Consider the following 16,918-nt stretch of genomic DNA (forward strand, 5'->3'; position numbering starts at 1 on the left):
CTCAGTGTCCTTCGGGCTTCAACAGGGGGAAGAGGATCGTTTCGCGGATGCCGGATCCGGTGAACAGCATCACGAGCCGGTCGATGCCGAGGCCGATCCCGCCCATGGGCGGCGCGCCGTACTCGAGCGCACGGAGGAAGTCTTCGTCCAGCTGCATTGCCTCCACGTCACCCGCGGCGGAACGGCGGGACTGTTCGGTGAGGCGTTCGCGCTGGATGACCGGGTCGATCAGTTCGGAGAAGGCCGTGCCCCGCTCCATGCCTCCGATGATGAGGTCCCAGGCCTCAATCAGGCGGCCGTCTTCGCGGTGCTGGCGGGCCAGCGGCTGCGCGGACGGCGGATAGTCGTAGACGAACGTGGGGTTGAGCAACGTCGGCTCCACCAGTTCGCCGAAGAGTTCGACGACGAGCTTCTCGGCTTCCCAGGCGGCGTCGACCTTGACCTCGTGCTTGGCAGCCAGCTCAAGCAGCTCGGCAACCGGGGTATCGGGGGTTACTTCCTGGCCCACGAAGTCGGACAGTCCGGGGTAGACAGCCAGCCAGGTCCATTCGCCGTCGAGGTTGATCTCCCCGGCTTCGGTCTGCAGCACGCGGCCCACACCGGCGGCGTCGGCGGCGTCCAGGATGATCTCCTTGATCCGGTCCGCCATGACGAACTGGTCCGCCCACGCCTCGTAGGACTCCAAAGTGGTGAACTCGGGGCTGTGCGTGGAGTCCACGCCCTCGTTGCGGAAGACCCGGCCCATGTCGTAGACGCGGTCGATCCCGCCGACCACCGTGCGCTTGAGGTAGAGCTCGGTAGCGATGCGCAGCGTCATCTTCTGGTCGAAGGCGTTCATGTGCGTCTCGAAGGGACGGGCCGTGGCGCCGCCGTGAACCAGCTGCAGCATGGGGGTTTCCACCTCAACGTAGCCCTGGCGGTGCAGGGTTTCGCGGATGGAGCGGGTGATCGCGGCGCGGGTGTACACCATCTCGCGGGCTTCGTCGCGGACAATGAGGTCCACGTAGCGCTGGCGGACACGCGTTTCTTCGTTCAGCCCGGCGTGCAGCACGGGCAGCGGGCGCAGCGCCTTCGAGGCCATGGTCCAGGAATCCGCCATGACGGAGAGTTCGCCGCGGCGTGAGGAAATGACCTCGCCCTTGATGAAGACGTGATCGCCGAGGTCCACGAGGGACTTCCACTCCGCGAGCGCCTCCTCACCGATGTTGGCCAGGCTCAGCATGACCTGCAGCCGCACGGCTTTGCCGTCCAGGCCGCCCTCCTGGAGGGTGGCGAAGCAGAGTTTGCCCGTGTTGCGGATGAAGACGATGCGGCCGGTCACGCCAACGGCATCGCCGGTGGTTTCATCGGCCTGCAGGTAGGCGTATTTCTCCCGGATTTCCGTAAGCGAGTGCGTGCGTTCGACACCCACCGGATATGCCTCGACGCCGCGTTCGATCAGCTTGGCGCGCTTCTCCATGCGGATGCGGGTCTGTTCGCTGGCATCATGCGGCTCGGCGGCGGTGTTCGGGGTGGGGGTGTTTTGGGAAGTCACAATCCCCAAGTTTACCGTCGATTTGCGTCCGGGAAGGTCCCGGCCCGGTTCTGCCCGGGCGGCGGCCAGGGGGACGGGGTGCGGGAATAGACTCGAAGTTGTGGAGACATGGACAGTGAGGACCGACGACGGCAAGGGACACCTTGAGCTGCACACCATCCGCCCGGCGGGGCACGCACCGGGCAGAACAGCCGCGTCCGACGCCGCCGTGGCGTCCCGCGGCGAAGGATCCGGCGTCGTCGTCGTGCACGGGACCCTGATCACCGATGCGCTCTACCGGTCCTTTGCCCGAAAACTTTGCCGGCTGCTGGACCAGCCGGTGCACTGCTACAACCGCCGCGGACGCGCCGGTTCCTCGCACCAGCCTGCCGACTATTCCGCCGCCACCGAGGTGGCCGACCTGGCAACCGTGCTCCGCGAGACCGGCGCCAGCGACGTCGTGGCCCACAGCTATGGCGGGTTCGTGGCCCTCGAGGCCGCCCGGCGCCTGCCGATCCGCAGGATGGTGACTTACGACGCCGCCGTGAGCCTCTCCGGGAACCTCACCCAGCGCTGGCGGCCCGAACTGGAAAGGTCCGTGGCTGCCGGCGAACTCGACCACGCCTGGGCGCATTTGGTGCAAGGCCTGGAGACGGCCGGCCCGGTGTCCATGCTGCCCCTGGGCGCACTGCGCATGCTCAGCATCCTCTCGGCCCGGACCAGGCTCGGCGCCGAAATGCGGCAACTGCTGCCCACGGCCGTCGCCGAGATGCGCGCCGTACTGGATGCCGACGCCGAACTCGAGGATTTTGCCGCCATCACCACCCCCACCCTCATGCTCAGCGGCGGCTGGAGCCCCGGCTACTTCGCCGACACGAGCCACCAGCTTGCCGACGCCGTCCCCGCGGTCAGCTTCGCCGTGGTCCCCGGGCAGCTCCACGAAGGCCCCATCCGGCCGGGAAGCCGGCTGGCCCTCCGCACGGCCCGGTTCCTCCACGGCGGACCCGGGGCTGCGACTCCGCCGCCCGTCAGCCTGGCCGGCAGCCTTGCAGCCGCGGGCGTGCCGGCCCGGTGGCGGCGCAGTGGGCCCGGCCGCTGAGGGCTGCGACGCGACCGACCGCTAGAATCGGGGGCGACCCTTTCGAAAGGACCCCCTTGGCCAAGCTCTACTTCCGCTACGGCGCCATGAACTCCGGCAAATCTACGGGGCTTCTGCAGGCCGCCTTCAACTATGAGGAACGCGGCCAGCGGGTCCTGCTGGCCAAGCCGGACGTGGACACCAAGGGCGACTCCGACGTCGTGTCCCGCCTGGGCATGACCCGTTCGGTGGACTTCCTGATCCCCGCCGGCGCGTCGGCCCGCGACCTGTTCACCGCCCAGGCCCACGGCGACGATCCCGACGCCCTCCTGCAGCACGTGGACACCCCGCCGGTGGCCTGCCTGCTGGTGGACGAGGCCCAGTTCCTGGAACCGGAGCAGGTGGACGACCTCTTCCGCATCGCGGTCCTGGACAACGTCCCCGTCCTCGCCTACGGTATCCGCACCGATTTCCGGACCCGCGCGTTCCCCGGTTCCCTGCGCCTGCTGGAGATCGCGCACACCCTCGAAGAGCTCAAGACCATCTGCCGCTGCGGACGGAAGGCCATCTTCAACACGCGCCGGATCGGGGACCATGTGGTGTTCGACGGGAACCAGGTTGCGATCGACGGCCAGGACGTCTGGTACGAGTCGCTCTGCGGCGCCTGCTACCTCGAGGTCTCCGGCGGCCGGCTGGGCAACTAGCGCGGGGCGATCATGCAGCGCCGCTGCGACGGGACCACAACTGAACTGCGGTCACAGTGGATTGCGGTCATAGTGGACTGCGCCGTGCTGGACCGGTGCCGTAGTGCACCGCGGCTTACTGCACTGGGGCGTGGCCTCGGCTAGGCTCGGAGCATGACCCGCGAGAACATCAGAACCCCCAACGGCGGAACGATCGAGCTTTTGAGCACGGGCGCCGAGCTCGCCTCGGCGGGTTCGGGCATCGTCGTCGTGCCGGCCTCGATGGTGACGGCCGCCGACTACACCCGTTTCGCGCAGAAACTCAGCGCATCACTGGGACGGCCGGTGCACACCTTCAACCGTCGCGGCCGCGGCTCGTCCTCCCCGCAGCCTGAGGATTACACCCTCGACGTGGACATCCACGACCTCGACGCCGTCATGAAGCACACCGCCAGCACGGACGTCTTCGGCCACAGCTTCGGCGGGGCAGTGGCCCTGCACGCGGCCCGCACCCTGCCGGTGGAACGGCTGGCCGTGTACGACCCCGCCGTGTCCGTCAACCACAGCGTCACGGCGGACTGGACGCCCGAATACGAGCGGGCGACCGCAGCCGGCGACGACGACCGCGCCCTCGCCGTCCTGCTCAAGGGCCTGGAGACCGGCAGCGCCCTCTCCCGGATGCCGCTGTCCATGCTGACGCTGGCGAACAAGCTCTCGGCGGGCACCCCGATCGGCAAGCAGCTACGCGACCTCATGCAGACCGGCGTCCGCGAGATCAAGGCGATCATCGCCGCGGACATGCCGGCCGAACCCTTCCTGGAACTGCCGCTGGAAACGCTGATCATCGTGGGCGAGAAAAGTCCGGCCTATTTCGGGGTGGCCTGCGCCCAGATCCACGATGTCCTCTCCGGCTCCAGCTATACGATCCTGCCGGGCATGGGCCACGACGGTGTCAACAAGGCGCCGGACAAGCTGATCGCCGAGCTGAGCGCGTTTTACGCAGGCTAACCCGCACCACGCAACGCCCTATCAAGCAACGCTGGGTCAAATGGCGCCCATTCCGGAGGTCCGGACCGGCGCTAAGTCACCCCGCGACGCTTCTATGTCTGTCAAGCGGCTGGAATCGGGTGCTGGCGCGGACCATAGCGGGGCGGCTTTGGTGACCGGCCAGCTTCCCCTCTCCCCCCGACGCTTCTGTGCCTGCTGGCGGAGCAGCGCGTAGCTGTGGCCGACGGAGCCGGGGCAACCCGAAGGGCAGGCAGTGGATGGTTTGTGGGAGGAAATAAGCGAAGCGCCGACACAAGCCATCGGCTGCGCCGCCGTCCGCAGGACGGTTGAGCCGGTGGAGCGGGCACGTATGATCCGAAGGAATCTCAATGATGTTGTCAACGGATATTGGTGTGCCGCTCCGGCGTCCCGGCCGGTGGCGGCCGGGACGCCCAAGGTGCTTCTAGTCCGCCCAGCCCGGGTAGGGCTTCCGGTCCTGCTCCGGCAGCCTGGCCGCGGTGGCGGGGAGGTTGTCCGGGCCGTCGGACTGGCCGGAGGCCCAGTGGAAGAACACCTCGGCGGTGATCGCTCCGAAGCAGGCGTCCTGGGACCGGAACCAATAAGTCGCGGTGTCGCCTTCGACGTAGGTGCCGTAGCCGAACAGTTCCCCGTTCCCGTCACGGGTGCGGGCGACGGCGACGATGATGTAGGGCCAGGATCCGGCGTCCCAGCCCTCGCTGCCCCAGTTCGCCAGCACGGACCAGGCGGTGCCTTCGAGGGTGTCCATCCAGTCATACCCGTCCCCTGCCCGGTCGTCGGCGGGAAGGGCCGGGGCAGTGACAGGTTCGGCGGTGTCGGCCGTGACCGTGCCGGTCATGGTTTGTGTGTTCATGGGGTGATGCTCCGTTTCTTGGGGCGGGGCGGGTGCCTCAACAACCGGCTTCCTCTCCCCCACCATGTTTTTTGCCTGCTGGCGGAGCATCGCGTAGCTGTGCCCGACGGAGCCGGGGCAACCCGAAGGGCAAGCAGCGGATGGATTGCGGGAGGAAATCAGCGCAGCGCCGACCCAAGGCATCCGGTGGGCTGCCGTCCGCAGGACGGTTGAGCCGGTGGAGCGGGCACGTAAGATCCAACGGACAGCAGCAAAAAAGGAAAAAAACCTTGTGCTGCCCGAGCGCAGCGAGGCCCTTTTCGTTCCAGCAGTGGGACCCTAAGCGGACGGCTTTTTGGCCCGATCAGAAGCTGCATGTTTCGTTGTACGGCCCATTAGGATTCGCAGTACCACCACGGTTCAGGGATGTGTCGAGCCGTGCATGTGACTGTGCCGAGACAAGGGGATCCCGATGGAGAGCATCTACGAGCTAAGCGAATCAATTCCCGTTCAAACGACAGCGCCAGAATCGATTGCGGTGCTGATGGCGGGATTGAGGGCTGCGGGCTACATTCCGCGCAACGAAGGCGAGTCGGTCTCCGTGCGTGAGGGATCGAACTTTTCTCTCCGTATATGGGGCACGATGCTGCCGTGGGGTCGAAAGAGCATTCCGGTAGGAATGACCGTCACGTTGAAGGAGACGACCACGGGCACTGAGGCGGTTGTTCATGCCTATGACCGGCTCGGCTGGTACCTCGATGCAAAGACAAACCCGGTTCTCAAAGAGGAATCACAGCGAAAAATGGCGGTTCTCGTCGAACTGGCTCGGAAAATTCTTAGCACTTGAAATCGCTGAACGGAACGTTGCGCTCCGGTCCGGGCCCGGTGTCGACTCGTCAGGCGGCCAGTGGTTGTGCCTCCGCCGGGACTGGCGTGTAGGTGGTGCCGTCGCGGAGCATGGCCCAGAGAACGTTCAGTCGGCGGCGGGCCAGGGAGAGCATGGCCTGGACGTGGGTTTTGCCTTCGCCGCGTTTGCGGTCGTAGTAGGCCCGGGAGGCCGGGCAGGATTTCAGCGCCGATAGCCCGGAGAGGTAGAAGACCCGCAGCAGCCGGCGGTCGTAGCGGCGGGGGCGGTGGTGGTTGCCCGTAATCCGGCCGGAGTCCCGGGGTGCGGGGGCGAGTCCGGCGACGCCGGCGAACCGGTCCGCGGTCTGAAAGACGGTGAGGTCCCCGCCGGTAGCGCCCAGGAACTCCGCGGCCAGGACGGGGCCGAAGCCGGGCACGCTGAGCAGGGTCCGGGTGTGCCGGTGTTCGGTGACCTTCACGCTGATCAGCGCATCGAGCTCTGCCAGTTCCTCGTTCAGGGTGATGATCTCCCGTGCGAGGGCGGCGACGATCAGCTCCCCCATGTGCTGGGCCGGGACGGTGGTGTGCTGGGATTTCGCAGCATCCACCGCGGCCTGGGCGACCGCGGCGGACGAACGGGTGCCGTGTTTCTTCAACCAGGCATGGAGCCTGGCCTGGCCGGTACGGCGAATCCCGTCCGGGGTCCGGTGTTTGGTCAGCAGCAGCAGCGCTGCCTTGGAGCGGCTGTAGTCAAAGGCCCGCTCCAAAGCGGGGAAGTATTCGAGCAGCTGGGCCTGCAGGCGGTTGATCGCGCGGACCCGGTCCGCGGATTTGTCCGCCCGGCGGGCGGTCAGGATCCTCAGCCCGGTGCTGATCTCATCCCCGGCCCGCAGCGGCTGCAGATCGCGGCGCATCCTGGCCTGGTCCGCGATCACGGCGGCGTCTTTGGCGTCCGTTTTGCCCTCGCCGCGGTAGAGCTTGGAGGCGTGGTGGACGATCCGGCCCGGGATATAGAGGATGCTCTGGCCATGGGCGACGAGCAGGGCGATCAGCAACGCCGGGCCGCCGTGGTTCAGATCCGTCGCCCAGATGACCTCGTCCCCGTCCCCGAGCTTCAGAACGGCGGCGATGAGCTCGAGCAGGGCCGGTTCGTCGTTGGGGATTTTCTGCGAGAACAGACGGTTTCCGTCGGCGTCGATCACGACGCAGTGATGATGGGCTTTGCCGGCATCGATGCCGGCCCACAATTTCGCCAAAACAGCCTCCAGTCTGTCGGATGGGTGGAACCCGGCAGATAACCGCGCCGTCGTGTCCTTATCCGGCGATCATGTCGCGTCTCTCAATCAGCGGTCGGGTCATCGCGGGGTGGCGGGCGGCCAATCCTACGGAGCCGTCACGACGTGAATCGTCCGGCCACAGCAACAAAGCCATACCCGCCTCCCCTGGGTAGCCACGACCCTACAACGGCCACGGAACCACCCGACAACACCATAAGGACAGCAGCAATAAACAGAAAAAGGCTTCTACAGCCCGAGCGAAGCGAGGTCCGTGCAGTAGACCTGGTCGCTGGCTAAGGAGGTCGGAAACCGGAGTCTTCATGCAGCGCGTGGTTTTCGGGCTAGATTGTGGTGCTCTCGCTCGCGGCACCGGCTTGCTGGTGGCGGTAGAGCGTTGCGCGGCTCCAGCCAACGAGACGGGCGGCGTCCTCGGCGGTGCGGCCTTTGGCGCGAGCGTCCTGGGCGATCGCGAGTTTGTCGGCAATGACTGCGGGGTCGGAAAGCAGCCGCCCGAAACGTGTGCCGCTTTGCCGAGCGGCAGCGATGCCGGCATTGACCCGCTCGACGATGAGCTCGCGCTCATACTCGGCAAGGGTTGCGAGCATGTTCAGCATCAGCCGTCCGGTCGAGGTTGCCGGGTCGATGCCATCGGAGATGGACCGGACCTGGACACCGCGGCCGCGCAGCAAGGCCACAGTGTTGAGCACGTCTATCAATGATCGGCCCAGCCGGTCCACCCGCCACACAACGACCGTGTCACCCTCGACGGCGTACTCGAGGAGCCTCTTCATTCCGGGGCGCTCGGTCGCCGTCTTGCTTCCGGAGGTCACGTCGGCAAAGACATCACGTTCCTGCACACCAGCTGCAACAATTGCGTCCAGCTGGAGCTGGGCGTCCTGGCTGGAAGTACTGACCCGGGTGTAACCCAGTTGCCTCATGAAGCAATTCTGACTCGAAAAGTCGCCGACGCGCCCGCAGCGAGACGATTTACGGCGAGACGCCTTTACGAGACGCCGAGTACGCGGCTATTCCGTCTGCTCGCGCGACGGCCGTTGCCCCTCCCGAGGCCCGGGGACTGTGTCTTGAAAAGCTGTACGTTTACGAGACAATAGCTGGAATCATGAAGTGCTACCCGAACTCAGGCATCTTCCACGATGTCGTTGACTCTTCCCTCTCCTACAAATCGTCCGTCGTACCAGATTTGGAAAGCAACACCTTTGGAGGCATACAACCTTGATAAATCTGACCAGAAGATGAGCTTTCCTTCCGGCATCGAGTCGGGTCGAACATTCTCGCCGGCCAAATCAAGGATGGCACCGAATTGAACTGGCTCTTCCTCAGCCTCAGTCAGGGGAGGGAAGATCATGATCAAGGACGGCGTTGGGCTTGTCATTTCCGCCGCTAGACCACCGCTTTCTGCCGCGTAGAAGCAGAACTGTGCCGAGACTGTATGTGGGCTCATGGGCCGATCGGTCCTATGCAGATGACGTTGCAAATGGATGGAATATCTGCTGTGCGAACGAACCAGGCGGGGCCTTCGCTTGCGGCGTGAACAGGTTCAGCCCGGTCAATGACCGATCGAGGCGCTTGTCCGTGCGTGAGCGTTTGTTGTCCCTGGCCTATTTTTATGTACCCCTGTCCCAAGTTTTCGGCTTGCCCCTGGGTCGGGAAGAAGTATTTGCCCATTCCTCCGGGCTGGACTCGGTAGGTACCTGACCTTGCAATTTGGGCTGCCTCATCTGACCCTACTACGCGCCAGACATCGACTAATTCATCTCCGGCTCTTGCCACCCTGGACATGGCCTTCGCTCCGGAAGCCGCGCCCTTGATGAGTCTCCCTCCTGGGACTACGGCTGCGGTTGAAAGGAGTACGTCGGCGACTGCGTCGCCGCAGGATCCTTTGCCGCTGTTACAGGTGTTGTACGCCTGGATGGCTTTGGTTCCGGCGTGTATTGCACCGGCGGCGAGGGCTATGCCGCCAGCCATGGCGGCTATCGGTGCACCAACGCCGGTTACGGCTGCTGCGATGGCTATAACTCCGGCGACATCGGACACGATTCCACTGACTTGTTGGATGTTGCCGAGGGCCTCATTCCATGAGAAGAGGCCGGTGATGTCGATGTATCGAAGGGGGTTGGAAGATCCGTACGTATAGGTGCCGGAGGTGGTGGTGGCTGCGGCGGGGTCTGTAGTGAGGAAGATGCCGGCGTTTGGGTTGTATTGGCGGGCGCGGAGGTGTGTAAGGCCAGTGGGGTCTCGGTATTGGCCGAGCCAGCCCAGGGGCGGGGCGTTGGGGTTGTTCGGGCCGGTGACCCGGGGCCGGCCGTAGGGTTCCCAGGCCCCTACTGAGGTGACGGTCCCTGTGGCGTCGGTGAGAGCGCGGATGGATCCGAGCCGGTCAGTGTGGAAGTAGGCAGCCGTCCCGGCGGCGTCGTGGGCGGTGAGGGGCTGGTCGCCGTTGGTGTAGTGGCGGATAAGGGCGCCGTTGGTGTCCAGTTCGTTGGTCAGCTGGTAGAAGGGGTCCCATTCGAAGCTGGTTTTCGCGGTCCCAAGGGTGGCGCTGAGGCGGCGGCCGTCACCGTCGTACTGGTAGGTGGGGGCGCCTGCCGGGGTGGTGGCCGTGGCGGTGCGGCCACCAGTGGTGTAGGTGAAGGATGTGCCGCCGGCGGTGAGGGCCTGACCCTTCGGATCGTAGGTGTAGGTTGTGGTGCCGCCGGGGGCGGTGGTTTGGGTGCGCTGGCCTTTGGTGTTGTAAGTGTGGGTTGTGGTTGCTCCGTTGCGGACTTCGGTGAGGACGTTGCCGGCGTGGTCGTAGGTCCATTCCAGGACTTCGCTGCTGGCGGCGCAGGCGGTGGTGTAACAGGCCTTTGTAAGCCGGTCCCGGGAGTCGTAGCTGAACGTGTCGGTTGTACCGTCCGGGCGAGTGATGGTCAGGGGGTTGCTCGCGGTGTCGTAGGCGTACGTCTCGTCCAGGAGTATCGCGACGGTGGTGGCGTCGGTGATTCGGGTGAGCCGCCCGAGGTTGTCGTAGGTGCGGGTGGCTGTTGAGCCGTCGGCCCGCGCGATCGTGAGGGTATTGCCGTCCAGGTCGTGGGTGTAGTCCGCAACGACGCTGGTGCCGTTCTTGACTTGCGTGACCCGGCCGTCCGCATCGTATGTGTAGCCGGTGACTGCCCCATCGGGACTCGTAAGGCCGGTCAGCCGGGACCCGGCGTCGTAGGCGAGAGTGAAGGTCCGCCCGCCTCGAGTGACTGTGGTGAGCCGGTCCAGAGAATCGTAGGTGTAGGAGGTGGTGCCGTTGGGATCCGCCATGGAGACGCGGTTGCCGTTCGCATCGTAGGTATAGGTGACGTCGCTGTCCGTGCCCGGTAGATCGGCCCGTGTCAGCCTGCCTGCCGGGTCATACGTGTACGAGGTGACCGCGTTCTGYGGGTCCGTCACGGTCGCAATCTGGTTCCGCCTGGTGTAGGTGAGGGTATAGGTTCCCAGCGGGTTGGTCACCGTAGTGGCCCGGTTGGCAGCGTCGTATTGGAATGCCGTTGTCCGGCCCATTGAATCAGTCAGGGCTGTGATCTTGCCGTTGGAGTCGTAGGCCGTAGTGGTAGCCGGGACACTCACGTCCGGCCCCTGCACGCTGGTGACGTGCCCGGCCGCGTCGTACTGGTAGGTGGTGGAACGGCCGGAGGTGTCCGTGGCCTTGATGATCTGGCCATCCATGTCGTAATCAAGTGTCTCGAACTGCCCGGCCGGGTTGGTCGCCTTCACCATTCGGCCAAGGGCGTCGTACTCGTACCGCCAGGTGTACTGGGCCGGGTCCGCGCCGGCGGCGTTCCCTCGGGGGGAGACCATGCTGGCGACCCGTCCGGCGTTGTCGTAGCCCATGGACGTCACGGAGCCCAGCGGGGATGTGGTCTTGATGGGGTCCCCGTCGGAGCTGTATTCGAAGGTGCTGGTGTTGCCGCTCGGGTCCGTTGCGGAGGTGATGTTACCCATCGGGTCATAGGCCATCGAGCTGGTCTGGGTCCCGCCGGCGGGATTGGGACGGGCCAGTTGGGTGAGGTTGTTGGCCGCGTCGTAGCCGCGGGTGCTGCTGTTCCCACGGGCGTTGACCGTGGTCGTGGGCATGTGCTGGGTGTTGTACTCTGACCGGACTATCGGTGTGGTGCCCTGGAAGGACTTCACGTCGCCACCGGGGGTGTAGGACAACCCGTTGCGGATGCCGTCCGGCCCATACGTGGCGATCAGCCGCAGCTGGCTATCGTACTCGTACTCCGTGGCGTTCCCGACCGGGTCAATCCGGCGCTGCAGCACATTACCGAGGTAGACGTCCTTCCAGAGCCCGCCGCGGGAATCCGTCATGGTCGCCGTCGAGGCCGCCGGGTCCCAGGTGAAGACGTTGCGGTTGCCGAGCCCGTCCCACTGCTCAGCCACCCGCCCGGTGCTGTTGTCATACACGGTCTTGACGATCGTGCGGCCCGAAGGTGCCTTGATCTCCGAGAGACGTTGCCCGGCGTCGTAGGTGTAGGTGGTGGTCCCGGCCAGGGCGTTCGTGGCCCCGGTCAGCAGCCCGCCGGTGTAGCTATAGGTCACGGACTGCCCCGCCGAAGTCAGGGCGCCGGTGATGCGGCCCGCTGTGGTGTCCCAGGTGAATGAGATCGATCTGCCGCCGTCGCTGACCTGGGTCAGTCTTCCGCCTCCGTCATACATGTAGGCGGGTCCGCGACCCGAACCGTCAGTAAGTGCTGTCAGCCGCCCCGCGGCATCGAAGGAATGAACAAGCCCCGAGCGGGTGGTGACGGTGAAGGTCCCGTCCGCGTTCTGGGCCAGGCCGGAGGTTGCTCCTGGCGGTGCCGTGAAGCTGCCGTCCGCGTTCTTCGTGAACTTCAGCCGCTGGCCGGTGCCTGCTTTCAATACAGCCTCGGGCCCCTGCACGCTCAGGCGGATGTCGTAGCCCAGGCTCCAGCCTCGGCCGAACGGACCTTCCGCCGCATCGGCGGAGGTGTAGAAGCGGTTCAGGCTAAGGTTCCCAGTCTTTGACGCCAGGGCAAGGTCGGACTCCGAATGCACGAGCGCGCCAATCGCAGTGTTCACCGGGTCGGACTGCGAACCGACCGGCGCGGTCCCGAACTCCGAACCCCCATCCGGGCCATATATCTGTTCATCAGCAACAGACCCGGCATAGGTGCCCGTCCCGGTAACCCCGGCCGAGGGAATCGGCGGTGCTGCCGTGAGTGCTGGCGTGACCTTCGTAAAGTAGCCCGCTATGGACGGATTGCCCTGCTGATAGCAGGCGCTTCCGTTCACCAAGGCATACGTCACATCCGGGATGTACGTGGTTTGGAAGCTAAAGCAACCAGTCGGCGGGTCATCCACACCATGGCCCCACCAGTTATAGGCGAGGTCCTGTGCGTCCTGGTTCGACGGCTCATTCGACACCCCACCAATCAAGGCGTTCCCCCGCATGTCCAACTGCTGCCGGGTTGGGCCCGGCGAGCTGTTCGCGAGGACCGCTTTGGACACGTAGTTGTCGTAGAACTTCACGTTATTCGATCCGAGGAACGCTGCGGCGTAGCCCGAAATTGTGCCCTCAAAGACATTATCCGTGATCGCCCCGGTGGGAGCGCCAATGCCACAGTTGCTCTCAGAGAACCTGTTATTGGCGACCCGAACCTCTCCGGCCCCGAACTCGACTGAAACGCCCGCATACTGAGAATGGCGAACATCGCTGTTCGTCAATGACAAGACAGCACCCGCAGCTACCCGTAGTTCTGCATAGGGCCCGCAGAGGCCCCCCGACCCGTAGCCACCATACTGGACGACAGCGCGGTCCATCACCGACTGGGACCTCGCAGAATCGCTGAAATAAATGTGATACCAATCCCCCCGCTGGGGTGACGATGCAGCGCCGTCCCCATTGGTATCACCACCAACAGAGTCATCACGGTATGAAGTAAAGATCACCGGGGCAGCTGAAGATCCACGCACGGTCAGCTGCCCGTCGACGATGATCTGACCATTACTGCTGGAAGTGTTCCCGATCTTCACGATGACGCCGGGCTCCATGGTCAAACGCACCCCGGCGTTGATTCTCAGCGTGCCCGGAACCCAATACGGCGATGCCGCCGCCGTCCACACTGCGTCCGCGCTAATTGTCTGGTTGGTGATCACCGTACCGGCAGCATGCGCAGACGGTAGAGGGCCAGCAATGCCCAGAAGACCGACAGGCCCCACCGCCAGGACCAGCAGTACGCTAAGCCACAGCCTCAGCACAGGGACAGGGTGAAAAGGGCAGACCGAACCAGACTCCGAGCAGTAGACATCCCCCAAGAACTTTCTACGAAAATGATCCGCGGCAATTCCCAGTTGCCGAAAGCCCGAACCCCCAACGAGTGATGCGCCGACCTTAGACCTCCCTGTCGTTTACCTGCAAGGATCTTGATCAAAACCTTAGACAAACCTGCGGAAAGGCCCACCACGTTTCTGAGGACCATGCATAACTTTCAGGCAGGCGCGCCCGGTCGTCTCAAAGCAAAGCCTGAAAGTTCGGAGGGTCCGGTCCCCAAAGGCCGACCATTCCAACAACGTGGAATGGGGGGTTCCGCAGCGGCGTAAAGGGCGTTGCGTTGGCGGTAGGGTTCTGGCGATGTAGCGCTTAAGGGATCTGCGGATTTCGCGGTAGCTGCGGCCTTCTTGGGTGCGTTTGGCGACGTACTCCCGCGTTCCGGAGTCATGGGTCATCCGGGTCATGGTGATGGTGTGCAAGGCCCGGTTGAGGCGCCTGTCACCGCCCCGGTTAAGCCGGTGCCTGACAGTGTTACCGCTCGAGGCCGGCAAGGGATTCACCCCTGCCAGCGAGGCGAAAGCAGCTTCGCTGCGAACCCTTCCTGGATGCGACCACGCTGTCAGGACAGTAGCGACCGTGACAGCCCCGGCGCCTACCATCTCCAACAGCGGCGCAGCGGGGCTTTGCTGGATCAGCTCTGTCATGCGTTTCTGGTTCGCAGCCAGCTGGGTGGTCACTTCGAGAATGCGGCGTGCCAACCGAACTGCTTCCTCGCGGGCGATCGAAAGTTCGACCGGTTCCTGTCGGTCCCGCCATCTGGTGATAGTGGCGATCTGGGCGGGAACCAGCGGTTTGCGGGCGTCGATCCCGAGATCATGGGCCCGGAGCAAGGCCAGGAGTGCGTTGGCATTCATTGTTCGGTCCCGGGTCAACTGATCCCGCGCTGCGCTCAGGATCCTAAGCGCAGCGCGGGTTCCTTCATCCCGTCGCGGAGCTCGGAGCTGGGACTCCTCCAGCCCCAGGACAGCGGTTCCGATGGCGGCGGCGTCCAGCGGGTCGGATTTGCCGATTCCCCGGCGCCCGCGGGCGTTCATCCGGGAGCTTCGGCGACGTCGTAGCCGGCGTCGGTTACTGCCCTGGCCAGGCGCGCCCCGTAGGAGCCGATGCCCTCGACGGCCCATAGACAGGCCATGTCGCCGTCTGTCCGTCGGCCTACCCAGGCAAGTGCGCGGGAAATCCCTGCCGGGGTGGTCGGGAACTGCTCGCACGCGATCTGTCGCCTGGTGCTGGCCTCGATGATGGCGTACGTGTGGGTGCGGGCGTGGCAGTCCACGCCGATGACGAACGGGCGGGTCTGAGCAACGATAGTCAACGCAGCGACCCTCCTTCCTTTCGAACGGGCAAGAACGGCCGCATGACGGCCGACGTTGAACCTGGGAAGGGTCTCTTCGAGGCAAAACTGTGATGAGCCACAACCTGCAAAGGCTGGGCAAGCTTCTAATCAAGCCACCGATGTGGGACAGGCCAACACCGGCCGCTCCGCCCAGTGCGGACAAGTCGGGGGAAACGCACCCTCAAGGGGCAAATTGTTTTTCGAGTCACGCGCCCGGCAGAACGACCGGCATCAACACTGCCAGCTAGTCCCAGACCAACCACTGCAAGACTCACAGTTGTTTTTTTAATTGCAGCTAGTGGGCGGCCGGGTGTCCCGCGCCTTCGGTTTTGCGCATCATGGTGGACAGTACGACGGCGGCGACGGCTATGACGGCCGCCGTCAGGAATGCGGCATGCATGCCGGCGACCATGCCCGAGGCAACGGCCACGAAGGCGTAGATCGAGACCAGGAGCGCCGTGCCGGCGGCGCCGGCCACCTGCTGCAGCGTGCTCATGATGGCCGAGCCGTGGGAGTACAGGTGCGGCGGCAGCGGGTTCAGCCCCGTCGTGAAGGCGGGGGTGAACAGCAGCGCCAGGCCCAGGCTGAGTGCCACGTGCAGGGCGATGATCCACCCCAGCGGCGACGTGGCGTCCAGCATGGAGAACTGCCAGAGGGACAGCACCATCATGATCGAGCCTGTCACTGTCAGCGGCAGGGGCCCGATCCTGTCGAATACGCGGCCGATGAAGGGCCCCAGCAGGCCCATGGCGAGGCCGCCGGGCAGCAGGACCAGGCCGGTCTCGAGGGAGGTCAGGCCGCGGATTTCCTGCAGGTACAACGGCAGCAGGATCACCGCGCCGAACAGCGCGATCATGGCCACCACGAGCAGCAGCACGGAAACGGTGAACATCCGGAACGTGAAGGCGCGCAGGTCCAGCAGGGGGCCGCCGGTCTTCTGGAGCTTCAACTGGCGCAGGACGAAAGCTGCCATGGCCAGCACACCAACGGCCAGTGCCACCACGGCGGGGGTGCGGGAGCCTGCCTGGCCGCCGCCGATCTGGCTCAGGCCGTACACCAGGCCGCCGAAGGCTGGGACCGTGAGCACCACGGAGAGGACATCGAGCCGGGTTTTCTCGGTCTCACCGATGTTGGTCAGATACCTGGCCCCGATGGCGAGCGCGGCGAGGGCGATCGGCAGCACGAAGACGAACATAAACCGCCAGGAAAAATGCTGGAGGATCAGGCCGGAAACTGTCGGGCCCAGTGCCGGCGCAACCGAAATGGCGATGCTGACGTTGCCCATAACTGCGCCGCGGCGCTCCAGCGGCACGAGCGTGAGGATGGTGGTCATCAGGAGCGGGAGCATGATGGCGGTGCCGCCGGCCTGGACGATGCGGGCCAGCAGCAGGACTTCGAAGCCCGGCGCGAGGGCGGCCAGCAGGGTGCCGCCGGAAAAGAGTCCCATGGCCAGCATGAACACGGCACGGGTGGTCAGCCGCTGCAGGATGAACCCGGTGGTGGGGATCACGACGGCCATGGTGAGCATGAAACCCGTGGACAGCCACTGCACGGTAGGCGCATCGATGTTCAGGTCCACCATCAGCCGCTGCAGGGCCACGTTCATGATGGTCTCGTTGAGGATCACGACGAAGGTGGCCACCAGCAGCGTGGCGATGATGGCCACGGACTCCCGGGGCATCTTTGCCGGCGCGGTGGGCGCGGTGGATGCCGCGGGCGCGGCCGGCGTGGCCGATCCGGGGATGGCGGGCGCAGCGCCCGGTGCGGGATCGCCAGAGGCGTTGGAAGTGACGTCTGTTGACATGGGAATTCCCTCAGGGAGTTTAGTGTGGGTCCGGCGAGCGTCGGCGCTGCTGCAGGTTCCAACAGTCTAGGGCCCGGGGGCATTCCCGTCACCGCGAAAACAACGCGGGTTCGGATAAGCCGATGACGGGCGGCGGCATGGGCCGTATCTGACCCCGCGTTGCTTATTGGTGGTGGGGTTGGG

The 16,918-nt window shown here is 65.1% G+C and carries 11 protein-coding genes and 1 pseudogene; 4 read left to right on the forward strand and 8 right to left on the reverse strand.

From position 1 onward, the window contains the following. Nucleotide 1 precedes the first annotated feature (1 nt). Nucleotides 2-1,534 carry a lysine--tRNA ligase gene (lysS, locus tag AC1D1W_RS00760; protein WP_243178317.1) on the reverse strand — a complete coding sequence of 511 codons (1,533 nt, stop codon included), beginning with the start codon at nucleotides 1,532-1,534 and terminating at the stop codon, nucleotides 2-4. 100 nt (nucleotides 1,535-1,634) lie between these two features. On the opposite strand from lysS, the gene AC1D1W_RS00765 reads away from it, so the two are divergent. The 3 genes from AC1D1W_RS00765 (at nucleotide 1,635) to AC1D1W_RS00775 (ending at nucleotide 4,282) form a co-directional block, all read left to right on the forward strand. Then, the gene (locus tag AC1D1W_RS00765) at nucleotides 1,635-2,612 is read left to right on the forward strand and encodes an alpha/beta fold hydrolase (RefSeq protein ID WP_459383604.1); all 978 of its coding nucleotides are present in this window, start codon (nucleotides 1,635-1,637) and stop codon (nucleotides 2,610-2,612) included. Nucleotides 2,613-2,668: 56 nt separating this feature from the next. Continuing rightward, nucleotides 2,669-3,295 (forward strand): thymidine kinase, encoded by a 627-nt coding sequence (locus AC1D1W_RS00770; RefSeq protein ID WP_028276920.1) that lies wholly within the window; start codon nucleotides 2,669-2,671, stop codon nucleotides 3,293-3,295. Between the two features lie 153 nt (nucleotides 3,296-3,448). Next, nucleotides 3,449-4,282 (forward strand): alpha/beta fold hydrolase, encoded by an 834-nt coding sequence (locus AC1D1W_RS00775; protein WP_028276921.1) that lies wholly within the window; start codon nucleotides 3,449-3,451, stop codon nucleotides 4,280-4,282. 442 nt (nucleotides 4,283-4,724) lie between these two features. On the opposite strand, the gene AC1D1W_RS00780 is transcribed toward AC1D1W_RS00775, so the two are convergent. Next, the gene (locus tag AC1D1W_RS00780; RefSeq protein ID WP_476942689.1) at nucleotides 4,725-5,153 is read right to left on the reverse strand and encodes a hypothetical protein; all 429 of its coding nucleotides are present in this window, start codon (nucleotides 5,151-5,153) and stop codon (nucleotides 4,725-4,727) included. Nucleotides 5,154-5,604: 451 nt separating this feature from the next. Between AC1D1W_RS00780 and AC1D1W_RS00785 the strand changes: the two genes are divergently transcribed. Next, nucleotides 5,605-5,979: a hypothetical protein gene (locus tag AC1D1W_RS00785; RefSeq protein ID WP_476942690.1), complete on the forward strand. Its 375-nt coding sequence runs from the start codon at nucleotides 5,605-5,607 to the stop codon at nucleotides 5,977-5,979. Between the two features lie 49 nt (nucleotides 5,980-6,028). Here the strand turns inward: AC1D1W_RS00785 and AC1D1W_RS00790 are convergent, their stop codons facing one another. The 6 genes and pseudogenes from AC1D1W_RS00790 to AC1D1W_RS00815 form a co-directional block, all read right to left on the reverse strand. Continuing rightward, the gene (locus AC1D1W_RS00790) at nucleotides 6,029-7,234 is read right to left on the reverse strand and encodes an IS110 family RNA-guided transposase (RefSeq protein ID WP_243178313.1); all 1,206 of its coding nucleotides are present in this window, start codon (nucleotides 7,232-7,234) and stop codon (nucleotides 6,029-6,031) included. Between the two features lie 362 nt (nucleotides 7,235-7,596). After that, nucleotides 7,597-8,193 (reverse strand): recombinase family protein, encoded by a 597-nt coding sequence (locus AC1D1W_RS00795; protein WP_243178312.1) that lies wholly within the window; start codon nucleotides 8,191-8,193, stop codon nucleotides 7,597-7,599. A gap of 200 nt (nucleotides 8,194-8,393) precedes the next feature. After that, nucleotides 8,394-8,717, reverse strand: a complete 324-nt coding sequence (locus tag AC1D1W_RS00800; protein ID WP_243178311.1) for a hypothetical protein — start codon at nucleotides 8,715-8,717, stop codon at nucleotides 8,394-8,396. Continuing rightward, nucleotides 8,714-12,796: a DUF6531 domain-containing protein gene (locus tag AC1D1W_RS00805; protein WP_476942691.1), complete on the reverse strand. Its 4,083-nt coding sequence runs from the start codon at nucleotides 12,794-12,796 to the stop codon at nucleotides 8,714-8,716. Before AC1D1W_RS00805 ends, AC1D1W_RS00800 begins: the two co-directional genes overlap by 4 nt. A gap of 1,095 nt (nucleotides 12,797-13,891) precedes the next feature. Further along, nucleotides 13,892-14,910, reverse strand: a pseudogene (locus tag AC1D1W_RS00810) (IS110 family RNA-guided transposase); the annotation flags it as partial. A gap of 316 nt (nucleotides 14,911-15,226) precedes the next feature. Next, nucleotides 15,227-16,735, reverse strand: coding sequence for an MDR family MFS transporter (locus tag AC1D1W_RS00815; protein WP_476942692.1), 1,509 nt, complete (start codon nucleotides 16,733-16,735; stop codon nucleotides 15,227-15,229). Nucleotides 16,736-16,918: the final 183 nt, after the last annotated feature.

Source organism: Arthrobacter sp. P1_B4, assembly GCF_056406555.1.

Coding starts and splice junctions, on each gene's coding strand:
- AC1D1W_RS00775 (WP_028276921.1), top strand. CDS start 3,449: ATGACCCGCGAGAACATCAGAACCCCCAACGGCGGAACGATCGAGCTT.
- AC1D1W_RS00780 (WP_476942689.1), bottom strand. CDS start 5,153: ATGAACACACAAACCATGACCGGCACGGTCACGGCCGACACCGCCGAA.
- AC1D1W_RS00785 (WP_476942690.1), top strand. CDS start 5,605: ATGGAGAGCATCTACGAGCTAAGCGAATCAATTCCCGTTCAAACGACA.
- AC1D1W_RS00795 (WP_243178312.1), bottom strand. CDS start 8,193: ATGAGGCAACTGGGTTACACCCGGGTCAGTACTTCCAGCCAGGACGCC.
- AC1D1W_RS00800 (WP_243178311.1), bottom strand. CDS start 8,717: ATGAGCCCACATACAGTCTCGGCACAGTTCTGCTTCTACGCGGCAGAA.
- AC1D1W_RS00815 (WP_476942692.1), bottom strand. CDS start 16,735: ATGTCAACAGACGTCACTTCCAACGCCTCTGGCGATCCCGCACCGGGC.